This window comes from Streptomyces alfalfae, assembly GCF_004127445.1.
Taxonomy (GTDB): domain Bacteria; phylum Actinomycetota; class Actinomycetes; order Streptomycetales; family Streptomycetaceae; genus Streptomyces; species Streptomyces alfalfae.
In genome coordinates this window covers 123,856-142,555 of record NZ_QEXM01000040.1, presented here as the reverse complement: position 1 = coordinate 142,555, position 18,700 = coordinate 123,856, and the positions used below count along the sequence as shown (strand labels likewise).

Below are 18,700 nucleotides of genomic sequence, written 5' to 3'. Positions count from 1 at the left end.
GCACGGCACTCCGCTGCCCTACCTTCCTGACGTCATCGCTTGATGAACGGGAGGCGGCCCGGTGCGCAGAGCGAACCCCCGAACCATCGTCGTCTGGAGCCTCGTCGCGCTGGTCGGCGCCACGGGCTGGAGCGTCCTCGCGCTGGCACGCGACGAGGAGGTGTCGGCCGCGTGGATGGTGGCGGCGGCCCTCGGCTCGTACGCCATCGCCTACCGCTTCTACGCGAGATTCGTCGCGTACCGGGTGCTGAAGGTCGACAGGACGCGGGCGACGCCCGCCGAGCGGCTCGACAACGGCATCGACTTCCACCCGACCGACCGCCGCGTGCTGCTCGGCCACCACTTCGCGGCGATCGCGGGCGCGGGACCGCTGGTGGGGCCGGTGCTCGCCGCGCAGATGGGGTATCTGCCGGGCACCATCTGGATCATCGCCGGCGTGATCTTCGCCGGGGCCGTGCAGGACATGGTCGTGCTGTTCTTCTCCACCCGGCGGGACGGCAAGTCGCTGGGGCAGATGGCGCGCGAGGAGATCGGGCCGTTCGGCGGGGCCGCCGCGCTGCTCGCCGCCTTCGCCATCATGATCATTCTGCTCGGCGTGCTCGCCCTGGTGATCGTCAACGCGCTCGCCGAGTCCCCGTGGGGCACCTTCTCCATCGCGATGACCGTGCCCATCGCCCTGCTCATGGGCTTCTACCTGCGGGTCCTGCGGCCGGGGCGGGTCACCGAGGTCTCCCTCATCGGCATCGCGCTGCTGCTGCTCGCGCTGGTCGCGGGGCGCTGGGTCGCGGAGTCCTCGCTCGCCGACACCTTCACGCTCGCGCCCTCGACGCTGGTGATCTGGCTGGTCGCGTACGGGTTCATCGCCTCGATCCTGCCGGTGTGGATGCTGCTCGCGCCGCGCGACTACCTCTCGACGTTCATGAAGATCGGCACCATCCTGCTGCTCGCCCTCGGGGTGGTGCTCACCCTGCCGACGCTGAAGATGGACCCCGTGACCGACTTCGCCTCCCGCGGCGACGGACCGGTCTTCGCGGGCTCGCTGTTCCCCTTCGTCTTCATCACCATCGCGTGCGGGGCCCTCTCCGGCTTCCACGCGCTGATCTCCTCGGGCACGACACCGAAGATGATCCAGAAGGAGACGCAGGTCAGGATGGTCGGCTACGGCTCCATGCTGATGGAGTCGGCCGTCGCGATCATGGCGCTCGTCGCCGCGTCGATCATCGATCCCGGCCTTTTCTTCGCGATGAACGCGCCCGCGGGCGTCGTCGGCGACACCGTGCAGGAGGCGTCGAAGGCCGTCGCGAACTTCGGGTACTCCATCTCCCCCGCCGACCTCGCGCGCGCCGCCGAGCAGGTGGAGGAGGAGTCGCTGCTCTCGCGCACCGGCGGCGCGCCCACGCTCGCGATCGGCGTCTCCGAGATCTTCTCGAAGGTCACGGGCGACTCGATGCGGGCCTTCTGGTATCACTTCGCGATCATGTTCGAGGCGCTCTTCATCCTCACCGCGCTCGACGCGGGCACGCGCGTGGGGCGCTTCATGCTCCAGGACATGCTCGGCAACGTCCACAAGCCCTTCAGGAACGTGAGCTGGAAGCCGGGACTCATCCTGACCAGCGCGGCCGTCACCGGTCTGTGGGGCTACTTCCTCTGGGTCGGCGTGCACGAACCGCTCGGCGGGATCAACCAGCTCTTCCCGATCTTCGGCATCGCCAACCAGCTCCTCGCGGCCGTCGCCCTCGCCGTCTGCACCACGCTGCTCGTGAAGTCCGGGCGCCTGAAGTGGGCCTGGATCACCGCGGTCCCGCTCGCCTGGGACGCCACGGTGACGCTCACCGCGAGCTGGCAGAAGGTGTTCTCCAGTGATCCCCGCGTGGGCTTCTTCCAGCAGCGCTCCGACTACCAGGACGCCATCGAGGCGGGCATGGTCCTGCCGCCCGCCAAGACCATGGACGACATGCACACCGTCGTCACCAACTCCACGGTGGACGGCGTGATCTCGGCGGTCCTCGCCCTGCTCATCGTCGTCGTGATCCTGGACGCGGGCCGCGTCTGCCTGCGGCACATCCGCGACCCGCACGCCTCACGGCTGAGCGAGGCCCCGTACGTGGAGTCCCGGCTGACCGCCCCCGACGGGCTCTTCGCCACCCGCGAGGAGAAGCAGCGGGCCTCGGAGCAGGAACCGGCGGCCCGCCCATGACCGCCCCACTGCTGCGCGCCCTGCGCCGACTGCGGTGGTACGTCCGCGAGTTCACCGACGAGTCGGCCTACGAGCGGTACGTGGCGCACCTGCGCAAGGAGCATCCGCACACCGCCGTGCCCGACCGCCGGGCGTTCGAGCGCATGCGGACGGAGCGGCGGGAGTCGGACCCGAGGCAGGGCTTCCGCTGCTGCTGAGTAGCGCGGCGACACTTCGAGTCCCGTCCGTTATCCGGACAGGGGTTCCATAGCGCGAGACTGTCGCTTAGATTTCCCGCACGTTAAGCATGGGATAAGTGAGGGAACGGAGCCGCGATATGTCAGATGCGCCTGAAGTGAACAGACCGGTGGTCACGCCGGTCCGCGTGGTCATCGCCGTCTGCCTCGTCGCGCCGTTCGTGGCGATGCTCTGGGTGGGTTCCTACGCCAAGGTGGACCCGGCCTTCATCGGCATCCCGTTCTTCTACTGGTACCAGATGCTGTGGGTCGTCATCTCCACGGCGCTCACGATGGTCGCCTACCAGCTGTGGCAGCGTGACCAGCGCGCCCGCAAGGCCGAGCAGGTCCGGGGAGGTGCGGGCCGATGAACGTCCTCGCAGCCGGCACCGGCGGTGTCAACGGCATCGCGCTCGCCGTCTTCATCTTCTTCTTCGTCGCGGTCACGGTCATGGGCTTCCTCGCGGCCCGCTGGCGCAAGGCCGAGACCGAGAGCCTCGACGAATGGGGCCTGGGCGGCCGCTCGTTCGGCACCTGGGTCACCTGGTTCCTGCTCGGCGGCGACCTCTACACCGCGTACACCTTCGTCGCCGTCCCCGCGGCGATCTACGCGGCGGGCGCGGCCGGGTTCTTCGCGGTGCCGTACACGATCCTCGTCTACCCCCTCATCTTCACCTTCCTGCCGCGCCTCTGGTCGGTCTCGCACAAGCACGGGTATGTGACGACCTCGGACTTCGTGCGCGGACGCTTCGGCTCCAAGGGGCTCTCCCTGGCGGTCGCGGTCACCGGCATCCTCGCCACCATGCCGTACATCGCCCTCCAACTCGTCGGCATCCAGGCGGTGCTCGACGTCATGGGCGTCGGCGGCGGCCCCGACACCAACTGGTTCATCAAGGACCTGCCGCTCCTGATCGCCTTCGCGGTGCTCGCGGCGTACACGTACTCCTCTGGTCTGCGCGCGCCCGCCCTGATCGCGTTCGTGAAGGACGGCCTGATCTACCTGGTCATCGCCGTGGCGATCATCTACATCCCGATCAAGCTGGGCGGCTTCGACGAGATCTTCCAGGCCGCCGACGCCAAGTTCTCCGCCGCCAACGACGCCGCGGGCAAGCCCGTCGCGGGTCTGGCTCCGGGCGAGGCGGGGCAGTGGACGTACGCGACGCTGGCCCTCGGCTCCGCGCTCGCGCTCTTCATGTACCCGCACTCGATCACGGCGACGCTCTCCTCCAAGAGCCGCGACGTGATCCGCCGCAACACCACGATCCTGCCGCTGTATTCGCTGATGCTCGGCCTGCTCGCGCTGCTCGGCTTCATGGCGATCGCGGCCGGGGTCAAGGTGGAGAACGGGCAGCTCGCGATCCCTCAGCTGTTCGAGAACATGTTCCCCGACTGGTTCACGGGCGTGGCCTTCGCCGCGATCGGCATCGGCGCGCTCGTTCCCGCCGCCATCATGTCCATCGCCGCCGCGAACCTCTTCACGCGCAACATCTACAAGGACTTCCTCAAGCCGGACGCGACGGCCGAGCAGGAGACCAAGGTCTCCAAGCTGGTCTCGCTCCTGGTGAAGGTCGGCGCGCTGGCCTTCGTCCTCACCATGGACAAGACCGTCGCGATCAACTTCCAGCTGCTGGGCGGCATCTGGATCCTGCAGACCATGCCCGCGCTGGTCGGCGGCCTGTTCACGCGCTGGTTCCACCGCTGGGCGCTGCTGGCGGGATGGGCGGTCGGCATGGCCTACGGCACCCTGGCCGCGTACGGCGTCGCCTCGCCCACGCAGAAGCACTTCGGCGGCTCGTCCGACGAGATCCCCGGCATCGGCGAGATCGGCTACATCGGCCTCACCGCGTTCGTCCTGAACGTCATCGTGACGGTGGTCCTCACCTTCGTCCTGCGGGCCGCGAAGGCTCCCGACGGCATCGACGAGACCTCGCCCGAGGACTACACCGCGGACGCGGGAGACCCCGGCGTGATCGAGGAACTGCCCCCGGCCACCGCGGGCGCCGCGCACTGACCGCGCCACCCTCACAGGGGCCGCACAGGGCCTCGTCCACTGCCGCGCGAAGGGCCGCCGGGCAACCGGCGGCCCTTCGCCGTACCCGCGCCCGTCCCCGCACCCCTCCCCCGTCGACACAAGATGTGGGTCCGCTTCCCGGACCCGGCACAAGATGTATGCTCGTGCTCGCTGTCGCCGCAGGGGAATCCGGTGCAAGTCCGGAACTGTCCCGCAACGGTGGACGTGTACGCATTTGGCGTACGCGGAGTCCGAAGACCTGCCGGCAGCGCACCCGTGCCGTCCGGCCCGGGTGCCGACCGTCCGGGCCTCGTGGAATGGGCCGGTGGACGCGGTGCACCGCCCTGCGCGCGTGCCCCCGTGCGCCCTCCCCTCCCGCGGCCCGGAGCCGAGCGAGGGAGAGCCCCACGTGACCATCGCGCCTGCCGATCCGGTGTCAGCGACGAAGCCGCCGAACGCCGAGGGTGCCGAAGGAACCGACGGCCCGGGAGCCGCACTGCTGCGCACCCTGACCGACCTCACCGCCGACCTCCCCGACGCCGACCCCGGCCGGGTCGCCGCCGCCGCGCTGCGGGGCCGCTCAGCCCGCGGTGCCGCCGAGATCGCGACCGAGCTGCGGGAGCTGGCGACCGAGGCCGCCGCGGGGCTCATCTCCGACGACCCGGAGTACTCGAAGCTGGCGGCCAGGCTGCTCTCGATCGGCATCCGCGAGGAGGCGGCCACGCAGGGCGTGCGCTCCTTCACCGAGTCCATCGCGGTGGGCCACCGCGAGGGCCTGATCGCCGATCGCACGGCCGCGTTCGTGACGGAGCACGGGGCCCGGCTCGACGCGCTGGTGGAGGCGGCTCTCGCGGACGGCGCCGACTTCCGCTTCGGCTACTTCGGCCTGCGCACCCTGCACAGCCGCTATCTGCTGCGCCACCCGATCACCCGCCAGGTCATCGAGACCCCGCAGCACTTCATGCTGCGGGTGGCGAGCGGCCTGGCCGAGGACGAGGGCGCCCGCGCGGTGGACGAGGTCGCCGCGCTGTACGGCCTGATGAGCCGCCTGGACTACCTGCCGTCGTCGCCGACGCTCTTCAACTCCGGCACCCGGCACCCGCAGATGTCGTCCTGCTACCTCCTCGACTCGCCCCTGGACGAGCTGGACTCGATCTACGACCGCTACCACCAGGTCGCGCGCCTCTCCAAGCACGCGGGCGGCATCGGGCTCTCGTATTCGCGCGTGCGTGCCCGCGGTTCGCTGATCCGGGGCACGAACGGGCACTCCAACGGCATCGTGCCGTTCCTGAAGACGCTCGACGCCTCGGTCGCCGCCGTCAACCAGGGCGGCCGGCGCAAGGGCGCCGCCGCGGTCTACCTGGAGACCTGGCACTCCGACATCGAGGAGTTCCTGGAGCTGCGGGACAACACCGGTGAGGACGCGCGCCGCACGCACAACCTCAACCTCGCGCACTGGATCCCCGACGAGTTCATGCGCCGGGTCGCCGCCGACCAGGACTGGTCGCTGTTCTCCCCCGCCGACGTGCCCGACCTCGTCGACCTGTGGGGCGAGGAGTTCGACGCCGCCTACCGCGGGGCGGAGGCCGCCGGGCTCGCGAAGAAGACCCTCCCCGCCCGTGAGCTGTACGGCCGGATGATGCGCACCCTCGCGCAGACCGGAAACGGCTGGATGACGTTCAAGGACGCCGCCAACCGCACCGCCAACCAGACGGCGGAGCCCGGCCACACCGTGCACTCCTCGAACCTCTGCACGGAGATCCTGGAGGTGACGGACGACGGGGAGACGGCCGTCTGCAACCTGGGCTCGGTGAACCTCGGCGCGTTCGTGGACCCGGCCGTCGGTGACATCGACTGGGAGCGGCTCGACGCGACCGTCCGCACGGCCGTCACCTTCCTCGACCGCGTCGTCGACATCAACTTCTACCCGACCGAGCAGGCCGGCCGCTCCAACGCCAAGTGGCGCCCGGTGGGCCTCGGCGCGATGGGCCTCCAAGACGTCTTCTTCCAGCTGAAGCTGCCCTTCGACGCCCCCGAGGCGCGGGCCCTTTCCACCCGTATCGCCGAGCGGATCATGCTCGCCGCGTACGAGGCGTCGGCGGACCTCGCCGAGCGCCCCCAAGCACCTTCGGCAGGCTCCGGTGCAGGGGGGACCCCGGTCGGCCCGCTGCCGGCCTGGGAGAAGACCCGCACCGCGCGCGGCGTCCTGCACCCCGACCACTACGACGTCGAGCCGGCCTGGCCGGAGCGGTGGGACGCGCTGCGGGCCCGCATCGCGAGGACCGGCATGCGCAACTCCCTGCTGCTCGCCATCGCGCCGACGGCGACCATCGCCTCCATCGCGGGCGTCTACGAGTGCATCGAGCCGCAGGTCTCCAACCTCTTCAAGCGCGAGACGCTCAGCGGTGAGTTCCTCCAGGTCAACGCCTACCTGGTCCAGGAGCTCAAGCGGCTCGGCGTCTGGGACGCGCGGACCCGCGAGGCGCTGCGCGAGGCCGGCGGCTCGGTGCAGGGCTTCGGCTGGCTCCCCGAGGACGTCCGCGCGCTCTACCGCACGGCGTGGGAGATCCCGCAGCGCGGCCTCATCGACATGGCCGCGGCGCGCACCCCGTTCCTCGACCAGGCGCAGTCCCTGAACCTCTTCCTGGAGACGCCGACCATCGGCAAGCTCTCCTCGATGTACGCCTACGCCTGGCAGCAGGGCCTGAAGACCACGTACTACCTGCGCTCCCGGCCCGCCACGCGCATCGCCCGCGCGGCCGGCGGTCCGAGCGCCGCCGGCGCCACCCCCGTCCCCCGGCAGGCGGCCGACCCCGACGCCGTCGCCTGCTCCCTGGAAAATCCCGAGTCCTGCGAGGCCTGCCAGTGATGAGCAACACGACCAGCTCCGAGAAGAACCTGCTCGACCCGGGCTTCGAGCTGACCCTGCGCCCCATGCGCTACCCGGACTTCTACGAGCGCTACCGGGACGCGATCAAGAACACCTGGACCGTGGAGGAGGTCGACCTCCACTCCGACGTCGCCGACCTCGCGAAGCTCTCGCCCGGCGAGCAGCACATGATCGGCCGCCTCGTCGCGTTCTTCGCGACCGGTGACTCGATCGTCTCCAACAACCTGGTGCTCACGCTCTACAAGCACATCAACTCCCCCGAGGCCCGGCTCTACCTGAGCCGTCAGCTGTTCGAGGAGGCCGTGCACGTCCAGTTCTATCTGACGCTGCTCGACACCTATCTGCCCGACCCGGACGACCGGGCTGCGGCCTTCGACGCGGTGGAGGAGATCCCCTCCATCCGCGAGAAGGCGGAGTTCTGCTTCCGGTGGATGGACTCGGTGGAGAAGCTGGACCGGCTGGAGACGCGGGCGGACCGCCGGCGCTTCCTGCTCAACCTGATCTGCTTCGCCGCGTGCATCGAGGGCCTGTTCTTCTACGGGGCCTTCGCGTACGTGTACTGGTTCCGCAGCCGCGGTCTGCTGCACGGCCTCGCGACCGGCACGAACTGGGTGTTCCGCGACGAGACGATGCACATGAGCTTCGCGTTCGACGTGGTGGACACGGTCCGCAAGGAGGAGCCGGAGCTGTTCGACGACGCGCTCCGGACGCAGGTCACGGACATGCTGAAGGAGGCCGTCGAGGCCGAGCTGCAGTTCGCGCGTGACCTGTGCGGCGACGGTCTGCCTGGCATGAACACCGACTCGATGCGCGAGTACCTCCAGTGCGTCGCCGACCAGCGTCTGGAGCGGCTCGGCTTCGCACCCGTCTACGGTTCGTCGAACCCGTTCTCCTTCATGGAGCTCCAGGGCGTGCAGGAGCTGACCAACTTCTTCGAGCGGCGGCCCTCGGCATACCAGGTCGCGGTGGAGGGTTCGGTCTCCTTCGACGACGAGTTCTGACCCCGGCGCGGACCCGGTACGGGTGTGCCCGCCCCCTCCCCTGGCGGGAGCGGGCACACCCGTCGGTTCAGCGGGGCTCCACCCGCATGAGGAGCTTCTTGGGGTGCAGGGTGATGCCGACGCGGGTGTCCGTGTCGGTCTCCTCGACCGGCTCCAGGCGCCACTTCGGTGCCACCGTCCCCAGGATGAGGGCCAGTTCGGCCAGGCTGAAGTGGTCTCCGGGACACTTACGGTTACCGACGCTGAACGGCATCATCGCGAACTCCGGCACTTCCGCGGCGCGTTCCGGATTCCAGCGGCCCGGGTCGAACTCCAGGTGCCGCTCGAAGGAACGCGGGTCGCGCTGCATCGCGTACACGCTGTAGACGATGTCCGCGTCGGCCGGAATGCGGTAGCCACCCAGTTCGGTCTCGGCCGTGGACCTGCGGGTGAATATCCAGGCCGCCGGACGGATACGCATGGCCTCGGTCACGACATTGCGGGTGTGCCGCAACTCGCCGAGATCGGCGAAAGTGATCGCGCGGTCCGGGGCCACGAAATTTACTTCGTCAATCAACTGCCTTTCATAGTCGCGGTGTTCGGTCAGCAGATGGAACGTCCATGCCAGCGTCGAGGCGACATTCTCCGCTCCCGCGACCACCAGGGACACCACGTGGTCATGGATCTCCTGATGGGTGAGGGGATCACCCGCCTCGTCCGTGGCGCGCAGCAATTCCGCGAGCAGGTCGTCGGGGCCCCCGGGTCCGGCGTCGCGGCGCTCGGCGATGATCTCGTCGACGAGGGCGTGCAGATCGGCGAGAGCGCTCTCGAAGCGCCGGTTGGCGGGGGTCGGCACCCGGTGCAGCGGACCGACCGAGAGCACCATCCGGCGGTAGAGCCCGTCGAAGACGGTGTGCAGCGAGTCGGCGATGCGGTCCGCCTTGGCGCCGATCGACTCCACCTCCAGGAGGGAGCGCGAGACGATGCGCACGGCCGTGCGGAACATCTCCGCGCCCACGTCGACCGTGGAACCCGGCTGCCAGCGGGCGGCCGTGGCGCGGGCCTCCTCCTCCATCACCTTGGCGTAGTCGGCGATCCGCTCGGGCCGGAACGCGGGCTGCATCATGCGGCGCTGGCGCCGGTGCAGCCGGCCGTTGCTGGTCGCCACGCCCTTGCCGAGGAGCACTTCGAGGGTGTCCCACAGCGGCCCGCCGACGATGTACTCCGGGCTCTTCAGCATGGCCCCGACGAGCCGCGGATCGCAGACCACATAGGCGGTCTTCGGCCCCAGCCTGATCCGTACGAGATCCCCGTGATCCCGCAGCGCCGAGAGGAAGCCGAGCGGGTCGCGCACCAGGTTCCAGGCGTGACCGAGCAGGGGCGCGCCGCCCTTCACGAGCGGCGGGGTGCGCAGCGGCCCGGAGCCCGGCGCGGTGGGGACGGGTACCGCGGAATCGACGCTCATTCCTCACCTACCAGTTCGTTTTCCGCCATGATTTCTTCGCTCACGTACGGGGGCATTGACCTGTCGTCCCAGCTGTCCACTCGGTAGCGCCCGGATTCGTGGTGGAACCAATAGACGGAGGAGAACCAGTTCCGCATATTGAAGACACAGGACTTCAATGCGTCCGCGAGTTCTTCGCCATTTCGTGTCCCGTCCGCCAGTTTTCCGGCGAGTACGAGCACTTCTTCCTCGGCCCGGAGAAATTCCGTGACGCAGCCGACGACCCGCCGGTGGACCTCTCGTACGGCCTCTTCGAGCGTCAGCCCCTCATGGTGGATGAGGCTGATCCCGAGATTGTGCAGTTCGTCTCCCGCGAGTTCTTTGGGGAGCGAGCACAGGTCGTTGTACCAGGCCGAGAAATCCTGGGTCGCGAGTGCCGCCCGCCGGTACGCGGGATGCTTGCGTATGTGGCGCGGCAGCTCCCGGCGCGCGGTCGGCTCCAGGAGATCGATCCACGCCCAGTGCGCGAACGTCAGGCGCCGCAGCTCGATGTAGGTGTCGACCGGGGGGACGGTGCGGGACCTCCGGTTCCTGAACTCCTGGTCGTAGGCGTCGATCACCGGGTGGAAGTGGCGGGCGAACCTGGCGTTCCAGCTCGGGCCCAGGAAGGAGTACAGGCGCAGGACGCAGTCGGCGAACCCCGCCACGAGCGGGTCCGCGTGCGTCAGGTGCCGCTGGGGGTCGTCGAGGGTGTCGTGCAGGCCCCGGCAGAGGCGCCGCCACTGGCCGGCCCTGCCGTGCACCGAGTCCCGGTCGTGCCGGTCGTCCCAGGCGAAGAACCAGCTGCTGAGGTCCGCTATCGCGGTGAGCAGCTCATCGGGCGCGCCGATGTAGTAACCGGCCACCAGATCGGTGTAGCAGAGGCTGTCCGCGTACCGCTCGACCTTGTCCGGCGGCATCAGACGCATTTCGCGCAACCAGGTCCTTGACTTCTCCTGAAGTTTTGGCCAATACGGGTGCAGACTCCGGGGAAATTGCCGCTCGATCACCGGGACCGCCAGCGCCGGAGGAACCATTGCCGTCTGTGTGCGTGGCTGTGTCTGTGAAGTGCTCCTGGAATATGCAGGCACGAACAAACCCCTTTCAGCCGCCTGAGCGCGCGCCCCTCTCGCCGTACCGGGCGCACGCCGTCGTGTATCCCCGCGCTTTCCATTCAGCACTACAACTGACCGTTCAGGGAACAGTTTTGCGCCATTCACTCCCACGGGGCGCCGAGAACATCCCCTTACGTGACCGAATATGGATCTTCGGCAGCCCGATCCGCTCGTACGCATGCGCGACGCACGCCAACGGCCCCTGGTCGGGGGGTGGTTCCCGTCCAGGGGCCGCTCGTGTCACGCGGTGCCCACGCCGCTCAGGCGGCGCGCGCGTCAGTCGTTCGGCACCACGGGGTAGCGCGGGGTGCCCTCTTCCATCTGCCGGAGCGCGTCCCTGCGCTCGCGCTTGGAGAGGCGGTCGATGTACAGGTAGCCGTACAGGTGGTCCGTCTCGTGCTGGAGGCAGCGCGCGAAGTAGCCGCCGCCGCGGACCTTGATCGGGTTGCCCTTCTCGTCCTGGCCGCTCACCTCGGCGTAGTCCGGGCGGGCCAGCGGGGCGTAGGCGGTCGGCACGGAGAGGCAGCCCTCGCCCGAGTCGTCGAGGCGGCGCCGGTCGGCGGGCAGCTCGCGCAGGACCGGGTTGCAGACCACGCCGACGTGGCGCACGCCCTCGTCGTCCATGCAGTCGTACACGAAGACCTTCAGGTCGACGCCGATCTGGTTGGCGGCGAGGCCGACGCCCTGCGCGGTGCGCTGGCTGGCGAACATGTCGTCGACCAGCTTCGCGAGGTCGTCGTCGAAGGCCGTGACCTCCTTGCACTCCTTGTGCAGGACCGGATTGCCGACGACCGTGATGGGCCGGGACGTGCCGCGCTCGCGGTAGGCCGTCTCCCGCGCCTCGCAGTCCTCCGTGTCGATGACGAAGCCCTCGCCGTCGACGGGGAGCACCCCGCCGGAGGCCTGCTGATCAGTGTCCTGCGCCATGTCCGCCGTACGCCTTCCTTGGAACCCTCAAGAGTTTGTGCCGGTACAGCCTACGGCGAACGTCGGGCGGTGCTCCCCGGGTCAGCAGACCTCCTCGAGATCCCGCCAGTCGCGGGAGTCCGGGCTGTCGGCCACCCAGCTGTCCAGGAGCCCGCGCACCAGGGCGGCGGGCGCGGCGATGCCGCACTCCCGCTCCGGCACCCAGACAGCGCCGGGGCTGCGGTGGCCGAGCGGACCCGGGTGGCCGGGCTCACTGTGGTCGTGCGGGTCCAGGTGCTCCCCGTCGCCCTCGTCGCTCGGCATCCGGGACTCGGAGCACATGCGGCACAGCAGCCGCACCGACGACGACCAGTCCTCGGCGGCGAAGCCCGCGTCGGCGGCGAGCCGCTCCAGGGCGTCCCTGTCCTCCTCGGTGGCGGCCTCCAGGAGCACCACCCACGTCGGCACGGGAGAGGGGGCCCAGAGCTCGATCTCGTCGAACACGGGGTACGAGTGCCCGTCCCCCGTCGTGCGCTCGCCGTGCGGGACGCCGTCGTGCAGCACGACCTCGCCCCAGCGGCGCCCGGAGGAGGGCAGCGGGATGGACAGCAGCTCGATGCGGGCCGGGTCGAGCCTGCGGCCCCACACGACCTCCGCCTCGCCCTCCGGGGAGAGCCGCACGGCCGCGCTGCCCAGATCCATGCCCGTGGGCTCACCGGAGGCGGTCACCCCGCCCGGCACCCGCAGTCCGTACGCCTGCCAGGCGCGGCGGGCCAGCGGCCAGTCCTGCAGGGCCGTCGCCGCGATGCCCACGTTCCACCAGTCAGGGGCACCGGCCGAGCGGTCGAGGAGCGCGACGGCGCGCAGCCCGGCGGCGCGCGCCTGCTCCCAGTCGTGCCGGAACTTGTGCAGGAGCGCGAGGTTGAACCAGGACTCGGACAGCCAGGGCTCCAGGTCCGCCGCGCGCGTGAGCAGCGCTCCCGCGTCCTCGTACCGGCCGTCGCCGATCAGCGTGAACGCGCGGTCGGTCGCCTGCCGCCATGAGGCGGAGGGCCGGTGCCGTCCCTTGCCGAAGATCCTCACGATTCCCGCCTGATTCCCGCCTGTCACGATTTCGGAAAGTCCCGTCCCGCGAGGGCGCGGCGTCGGGCCGATGCCCCCGTGCACCCTCTTCTTCGCATCCAACCACGTACGGTCGGACGGCCGCTCATTACCCATGGGTTACCCAGCCGGGGACGAGCTAAGGCCCGACCGTCGGCCTCACCCGCGCCCCACACCCCGCGGACCGCTCCTCTCCCGCGCGAGGACCCTCGCCAGGGACTCCACGACCTCGGGCTGATGGTCGCGGCCGGTGGCCAGCCGCAGCCGCTCCAGGGCGTGCAGCGGGCCGCCCAGTGCCCCCGAGGGTCCTTCTCCCCGCGCCATCTCGTCGTATGCGTTCGCGGTGCGCACGATGCGCGCGGCCAGGGGCTGCTCGCGGTACGGGTCGGCCTGCCGCTCCACGACCACGGCGACCGCCGGGTCCACCCCGGTCTGCCGCACGACGGCGCCGCCGAGCAGTGCTATGCGGCGCTGCTCCGCCTCGGGCAGACCCGCGGTCGCCCCCTCCGGCACCGGATCGACGAGGGACAGCTGGCCGATGTCGTGCATCAGCGCCGCGTGCTCCAGGACGGTCAGGTCCGGCTCGAAGAGCCCGAGGTCGCGCCCGACCGCCTTGCTGAGCCGCGCGACGCGGTGGGCGTGGCCCTGCGGGGTGCATCCGGCGATCTCCGTGGCCCTGGCCAGCGACGCGATGGTCTGGCGGTAGGTGGCCCGCACCGCCGCGTAGCGCCGGAAGGAGAGCTGGGTGAGCAGCAGCGGGAGGCTGAACACGGGCAGCGCCCAGAGCCCGGCCACGGCCACCGCGAGCGCCATGACGGCCCCCGTCGCGCAGACGGCGGAGCCGATGCCGAGCAGGGCCCGCAGCTCGTCGCGGAGCAGCGGGCCGAAGGGCCAGCGGGTGCGGGCGTGCGCCATCGCGGCGGCGAGGACGGCGTCGCAGAGCGCGGTGAGGACGAGCACGGCGACGATGACGAGCGCGAAGTACGGGCCGTGGCCGACCCGCTCCGCCAACAGGCCGCTGTTGTAGAGGGGTTGGAAGCAGACGGCGGCGAAGCCGACGCTCAGCAGCCGCCGTGCCACCTGGTCCGGTGAGGGGCCCTTGCCGCGCGCCACGTGCGGCACGGCCGCCACCAGGGAGGCCGCGACCACCACGGCGATCACCTGCGGCGCCCCATGGTGCGTGTGGTGCCCGGCGTTCTCCCCCAGCAGCGCGTACGCCAGCGCGCCCGCGGCCCCGAGCGGCGCGGGCTCCCGGGTCCGCGCGCTCCCCCACCTGGCCAGCTCCCCCAGGCCGATGAGCACCCCGAAGGCGAGCGCCGTGCGCCCCTCGGTGATGCCGTGCCAGAGGGTCCAGGCGAGCGCGGTCAGGGCGAGCAGGGCGGCGACGGCCTGGGCGAGCGCCGCGGGCAGGCGTCCCGGCCGGTCCTCGCTCGCGGGCGGCTCGGCGGCCGGGGCGGCGCCGGCGCGCTCCGGGCCGCCGGACGCCGCCGCGAGGGCGGTCACCGGGCCGCTGGGCCGGACGCCGAGGGCGCCGGCAGCTCAGGCGGTACGTTTCCGCGCTGGTCACCGAGCTGATCGGGCACCCGGCCGGGGAGGTCGGAAGTGACCCCGGGATGCCAGCCGTGCCGGTCGAGCGCCCGCGTCAGGGCGGCGACCATCACCGGATCGAAGTGCGCCCCCGCACAGCGGTCCAGCTCCTCCAGCGCCACCGCCACGGGCCTGGCCCTGCTGTAGGACCGCGTGGACGTCATCGCGTCGAAGGCGTCGGCCACGGCCACCACGCGGGCGCTCTCGGGGATCTGCCGCCCGGCGAGTCCGTAGGGGTACCCCGTGCCGTCGATCCGCTCGTGGTGGTGCAGGATCGCCTCCCGCGCCTCCCCGAGGAAGCCGATGCCGCGCACCATCTCGTGGCCGTACTCGGGGTGCAGCTCGATGACGCGCCGCTCCTCGGGCGTCAGGGGGCCGTCCTTGCGCAGCAGCCGGGTCGGCACCCCGAGCTTGCCGACGTCGTGCAGGATTCCGGCGAACCGCAGGACCTCGACGCGGTCGTCGTCCATGCCCAGCTCCTCGGCGATCAGCACGGAGGCGCGGCCGACCCGCTCGCTGTGCCCGCGGGTGTACCGGTCCTTCAGGTCGACCGCCTGGACGAGCGCCCGGATGGTCGCCTGGTGGGCGGCCCGCTCGTGGTGGTACTGGGCGAAGGCCCAGCAGGAGACGCCCATCGGCAGCAGGACGAGCAGCGCGGCGGGCGGCCCGTAGGGGCTGGTCCACAGGACGGCCATCATCAGCCCGGCGAGGCCGTGCACGGCCACGGGCGCGAGCGAGCGCGCGAAGAGGCCCCGCCACGCGGTCCGCGCGGGCACCCGCTCCGCGGTGGCGAGGATGCCGCCGTCCAGGACGGTGAGCACGCAGGCGAAGGCGAGCACGGCGGCCCCCGCGGGCCCGAGCACGTAGGGGAAGTCCGGCGCGGCGGTGGCCGCGGGCCCGCCGAGGGCCGCGTAGAGCCGCGCGGAGGTCCAGGAGGCGAGGGCGAGCTGCGCCGCGCGCCAGACGCGCCGCACCCACCGGGGGCGCCGGTCGGCGCGGGCGAGCAGCGCCCCCGGCACGGCGACCAGCGCGGCGGCGGCCGGCGGCAGCAGGAAGACCCCGGCGAGCAGCACGGGGAAGAGGGTGCCGGGGCCGCGCGGCGCACGACGGCGCGCGGCGGCGCCCGTCCTGCCCGCGAGGCGGTCCAGCAGGGCCTCGTGCTCGCACCCGGCGTAGAGCACCGCGAGGAGCGCCACCGCGGGCCAGGGGGTGTGCGGGCCCAGGGCGGACACGGCGCAGGAGGCGCCGGCCAGGGTGACGCACAGGATGTAAGCGCGGGCCCACATCGGCACCGACCGCATGGAGGTCTCCTCCCTATGTGCAGGTCGGAGACTAGGTGCGCGGCCCATCGGTCCGGTTCCCGTCCGCGGGGAATTAGCACCTTCGGGTGACGGGAGGGGAACGGGAGGACGGGCGGCGGGGGAACAGCGAAGCAGGCCGCGCGGAACGCGCGGCCTGCTGCTGACTACGGTCGCCGGGCGCCGCCCGGCGGGGCGTTCACGCCTCGGAGGCGGTCACGTCCTGGATGACGTCCTGGTCGGGCACGGTCTGCCCGGAGCGGATCAGATCGATGCGCCCCATGACCTTCGCCCGCAGGTCGACGGGGACGTCGTCCGAGCCGCAGCAGCGCTTGACCAGCTTCTTGACGGCCTGTTCGAGGCCGTACTTCTCCAGGCACGGGGAGCACTCCTCGAAGTGCGTCTCGAACTTGGTGCAGTCGCTGTCCGGCATCTCGTGGTCCAGGAACTCATAGAGATGGTCCAGGACCTCACTGCAGTCAGTCTCGTGCGGCTCTCCGCAGCTCATGAGCCCGAGCCTTTCGTTCCGTTCGACTTTCCGGCACCGGCCGGGACGAGCCCGCGCTCACGGGCGTAGTCCTCCAGCATGCCGCGCAGCTGGCGGCGGCCACGGTGCAGACGGGACATCACCGTGCCGATGGGTGTCCCCATAATGTCCGCGATCTCCTTGTACGCAAAGCCCTCGACGTCCGCCAGATAGACGGCGATGCGGAATTCCTCGGGAATCGCCTGCAGGGCCTTCTTCACGTCCGAGTCGGGCAGGTGGTCCAGCGCCTGCGACTCGGCGGAGCGCAGACCGGTGGACATGTGCGACTCGGCCCGCGCGAGCTGCCAGTCCTCGATCTCCTCGGCGGCGCTGCGCTGCGGCTCGCGCTGCTTCTTGCGGTAGGAGTTGATGAACGTGTTGGTGAGGATGCGGTAGAGCCAGGCCTTGAGGTTGGTGCCCTCACGGAACTGGTGGAACGACGCGTACGCCTTGGCGTACGTCTCCTGCACCAGGTCCTCCGCGTCCGCCGGGTTGCGCGTCATGCGCAGCGCCGCCGAGTACATCTGATCCAGGAAGGTCAGTGCGTCCCGCTCGAAGCGGGCCGTGCGCTCCGCGGCCGTCTCGGACCTCTCCGGATTCTCTCGGGGCTGCTCCGCCTGACCGTGCTCGGTCCCCGCGTCGGTCCCAGTGACCGGACCCACCTCCTCCAACGACGTGGCGAGGCCGAAAGCAGCCCCACTCGAATCGGAGGATAGACGACGATCCGCTCCGCGCGCCGCCCGAATAGGTGCGCTTTTGGGTGCGCTCAGTACCGTCCACTCCAGGTCAGAGGCGCTGGAGCGGTTCGGGCAGATGGTCGGACCCATGCGGCGGACTCCCTCTCGTACGAACAGGTCGACGACGGTGTTCACCGTCTGTTCGCGACAACAGAGGTCACGCGTCCAACATTCCCGTCCAGCGCACCACGGCGTCCGTGACGCGCTTCACGGCCTCGTCCTGGCCGATCTCCGCCCGCTTGGGCACGGCGAAACCGTGGTCGGCGTACGGGACTTCCGCCAGCTCGTAGCCGTCGCCGGCCGGGAACTCGGCGGGCCTGCCGAACGGGTCGTTGCCGCCCTGCACGACGAGTACGGGCACGCCCGCGCCGAGCAGTTCGTCGGCGCGCGACTTCTCCGGCTTGCCCGGGGGGTGCAGCGGGAAGCTGAGGGCGAGCACGGCGGCGGCGCCGAGCTCGGCCGCGGTGCGGCAGGCGACGCGGGCGCCCGCGCTGCGGCCCCCGGAGATCACGGGCAGCCCCCGCTCCGCCAGCGCGGGCCAGATGCCCCGCCACCCGGCGTCCAGCGTCCTGGGCGCGGGCGCCAGCTTCTTGCCCGCCACCCGCCAGGGCTGCTCCACGAGGGCCACGGTCACTCCGTGGGCGGGCAGCTCGGCCGCGAGCGCCTTCAGGTCCCTGGCCTCGATGCCGCCGCCCGCGCCGTGGCTGACGGCCAGCAGGAGGCGCGGCTCCCGTGCCGTGCGCCAGGTGATCCGCGCCGTACCGGTGTCGGTCTCGATGGTCTCGACGGGCCCGGTGCTCTCGCCGGGCCCGCTGCGTGTCTCGTGCGTCACGTCAGAAGAGTGTGCCCTCTTCCGGTCCGTCCAGCTCCTTCAGCAGCTCCGGGCCGTTGTTGCGCACGTTGCTGACGGCCGTCGACACCGGGAAGGCCCGCATCAGTCCGTGCGGCGGCGGCTCCAGGAGGGGGCGCAGGTCCTCGACGTCCGTGCGGGACGGGTCGAGCCAGGCGTCCCAGCGGTCCGGGGTGAGCATCAGCGGCATCCGCGGGTGGATGTCGGCGAGCGAGCGCGGGCCCTGTGCGGGAGCGACGGCCAGCGGCGCGGTCTCGGCCTCCGTGGTGATCACCGTGCAGGTCACCCACCAGGCGAGGGGGTGCTCGTCGGGGAGCGTCTTGTCCCGCCAGAACTCGAAGAGCCCCGCCATGGCGAAGACGGAGCCGTCGGCGGGCGTCACGAAGTACGGCTGCTTGCGGGGGCGCTTCTTCTTGCCCTCGACCTCCAGCTGCCGCTCCTCGGGCGCGGTGACCCACTCGTAGTAGCCGTCGGCCGGGATGACGCAGCGGCGGGAGGCGAAGGCGCGGCGGTAGGAGGGCTTCTCGTGCACGGTCTCGGCGCGGGCGTTGATCATCCGGGCCCCGCCCTCGGGCGTCTTGGACCAGGAGGGCACGAGGCCCCACTTCAGGGTGCGCAGCTGGCGAACCGGAGCGGGGTCGTCGGCGTCTTTCAGGGGACGGTCGAGAACGGCGTAGACCTCTTTGGTCGGCGCCACGTTGTAGTCGGGGGCCAGGGCCTCCTCCGGCTCGTACTTCTCGATCTCGAAGATCCCCGCGAGATCCTCCGGCCCACGACTCGATGCATACCGTCCGCACATACGTG

The 18,700-nt window shown here is 71.0% G+C and carries 16 protein-coding genes and 1 riboswitch; of the genes, 6 read left to right on the top strand and 10 right to left on the bottom strand.

Annotated elements, in window-relative coordinates; all coding sequences use genetic code 11:
- The first annotated feature begins 61 nt into the window (after positions 1 to 61).
- The 6 genes from DCW30_RS19035 (at position 62) to DCW30_RS19010 (ending at position 8,314) form a co-directional block, all read left to right on the top strand.
- Entirely contained in the window at positions 62 to 2,197 is a 2,136-nt protein-coding gene (locus tag DCW30_RS19035) for a carbon starvation CstA family protein (RefSeq protein WP_076684609.1), read from the top strand.
- Complete coding sequence (locus tag DCW30_RS19030) at positions 2,194 to 2,394, top strand: YbdD/YjiX family protein (RefSeq protein ID WP_062782253.1); 201 nt, start codon at positions 2,194 to 2,196, stop codon at positions 2,392 to 2,394. The genes DCW30_RS19035 and DCW30_RS19030 overlap by 4 nt, the downstream gene beginning before the upstream one ends.
- Before the next feature lie 119 nt (positions 2,395 to 2,513).
- On the top strand, positions 2,514 to 2,783 hold the full coding sequence (locus tag DCW30_RS19025; RefSeq protein WP_076684611.1) for a DUF3311 domain-containing protein: 270 nt from the start codon (positions 2,514 to 2,516) through the stop codon (positions 2,781 to 2,783).
- Positions 2,780 to 4,423, top strand: a complete 1,644-nt coding sequence (gene mctP, locus DCW30_RS19020) for a monocarboxylate uptake permease MctP (RefSeq protein ID WP_076684613.1) — start codon at positions 2,780 to 2,782, stop codon at positions 4,421 to 4,423. The genes DCW30_RS19025 and mctP overlap by 4 nt, the downstream gene beginning before the upstream one ends.
- A gap of 158 nt (positions 4,424 to 4,581) precedes the next feature.
- Positions 4,582 to 4,704: riboswitch (cobalamin riboswitch) on the top strand.
- A gap of 128 nt (positions 4,705 to 4,832) precedes the next feature.
- Positions 4,833 to 7,292: a ribonucleoside-diphosphate reductase subunit alpha gene (locus tag DCW30_RS19015; protein WP_076684616.1), complete on the top strand. Its 2,460-nt coding sequence runs from the start codon at positions 4,833 to 4,835 to the stop codon at positions 7,290 to 7,292.
- Positions 7,292 to 8,314, top strand: coding sequence for a ribonucleotide-diphosphate reductase subunit beta (locus DCW30_RS19010; RefSeq protein ID WP_062782267.1), 1,023 nt, complete (start codon positions 7,292 to 7,294; stop codon positions 8,312 to 8,314). Before DCW30_RS19015 ends, DCW30_RS19010 begins: the two co-directional genes overlap by 1 nt.
- Positions 8,315 to 8,381: 67 nt before the next feature.
- Here the strand turns inward: DCW30_RS19010 and DCW30_RS19005 are convergent, their stop codons facing one another.
- From DCW30_RS19005 to DCW30_RS18960, 10 genes are all read right to left on the bottom strand, one after another.
- Positions 8,382 to 9,758, bottom strand: a complete 1,377-nt coding sequence (locus tag DCW30_RS19005; protein WP_076684618.1) for a bifunctional albaflavenone monooxygenase/terpene synthase — start codon at positions 9,756 to 9,758, stop codon at positions 8,382 to 8,384.
- Positions 9,755 to 10,867: an epi-isozizaene synthase gene (gene cyc1 / locus DCW30_RS19000; protein WP_335755776.1), complete on the bottom strand. Its 1,113-nt coding sequence runs from the start codon at positions 10,865 to 10,867 to the stop codon at positions 9,755 to 9,757. Before cyc1 ends, DCW30_RS19005 begins: the two co-directional genes overlap by 4 nt.
- 300 nt (positions 10,868 to 11,167) lie before the next feature.
- Positions 11,168 to 11,818 (bottom strand): peptide deformylase, encoded by a 651-nt coding sequence (gene def, locus DCW30_RS18995; protein WP_076684620.1) that lies wholly within the window; start codon positions 11,816 to 11,818, stop codon positions 11,168 to 11,170.
- 81 nt (positions 11,819 to 11,899) lie between these two features.
- Positions 11,900 to 12,880: a tetratricopeptide repeat protein gene (locus tag DCW30_RS18990; protein ID WP_062782280.1), complete on the bottom strand. Its 981-nt coding sequence runs from the start codon at positions 12,878 to 12,880 to the stop codon at positions 11,900 to 11,902.
- A 177-nt stretch (positions 12,881 to 13,057) separates the two neighbouring features.
- Positions 13,058 to 14,308 carry an HD-GYP domain-containing protein gene (locus DCW30_RS18985; protein ID WP_076688902.1) on the bottom strand — a complete coding sequence of 417 codons (1,251 nt, stop codon included), beginning with the start codon at positions 14,306 to 14,308 and terminating at the stop codon, positions 13,058 to 13,060.
- Positions 14,309 to 14,397: 89 nt separating this feature from the next.
- Complete coding sequence (locus DCW30_RS18980; RefSeq protein WP_076684622.1) at positions 14,398 to 15,786, bottom strand: HD-GYP domain-containing protein; 1,389 nt, start codon at positions 15,784 to 15,786, stop codon at positions 14,398 to 14,400.
- Positions 15,787 to 15,982: 196 nt separating this feature from the next.
- Positions 15,983 to 16,291: a mycothiol system anti-sigma-R factor gene (gene rsrA / locus DCW30_RS18975; RefSeq protein WP_076684623.1), complete on the bottom strand. Its 309-nt coding sequence runs from the start codon at positions 16,289 to 16,291 to the stop codon at positions 15,983 to 15,985.
- Positions 16,288 to 16,971 carry a sigma-70 family RNA polymerase sigma factor gene (locus DCW30_RS18970; protein ID WP_205576593.1) on the bottom strand — a complete coding sequence of 228 codons (684 nt, stop codon included), beginning with the start codon at positions 16,969 to 16,971 and terminating at the stop codon, positions 16,288 to 16,290. Before DCW30_RS18970 ends, rsrA begins: the two co-directional genes overlap by 4 nt.
- Positions 16,972 to 17,203: 232 nt before the next feature.
- On the bottom strand, positions 17,204 to 17,878 hold the full coding sequence (locus DCW30_RS18965; RefSeq protein ID WP_076684627.1) for an alpha/beta hydrolase family protein: 675 nt from the start codon (positions 17,876 to 17,878) through the stop codon (positions 17,204 to 17,206).
- A gap of 1 nt (position 17,879) precedes the next feature.
- A complete protein-coding gene (locus tag DCW30_RS18960; protein ID WP_062782296.1) occupies positions 17,880 to 18,695 on the bottom strand; it encodes an SOS response-associated peptidase in 816 nt (271 codons plus the stop codon).
- Positions 18,696 to 18,700 lie beyond the last annotated feature (5 nt).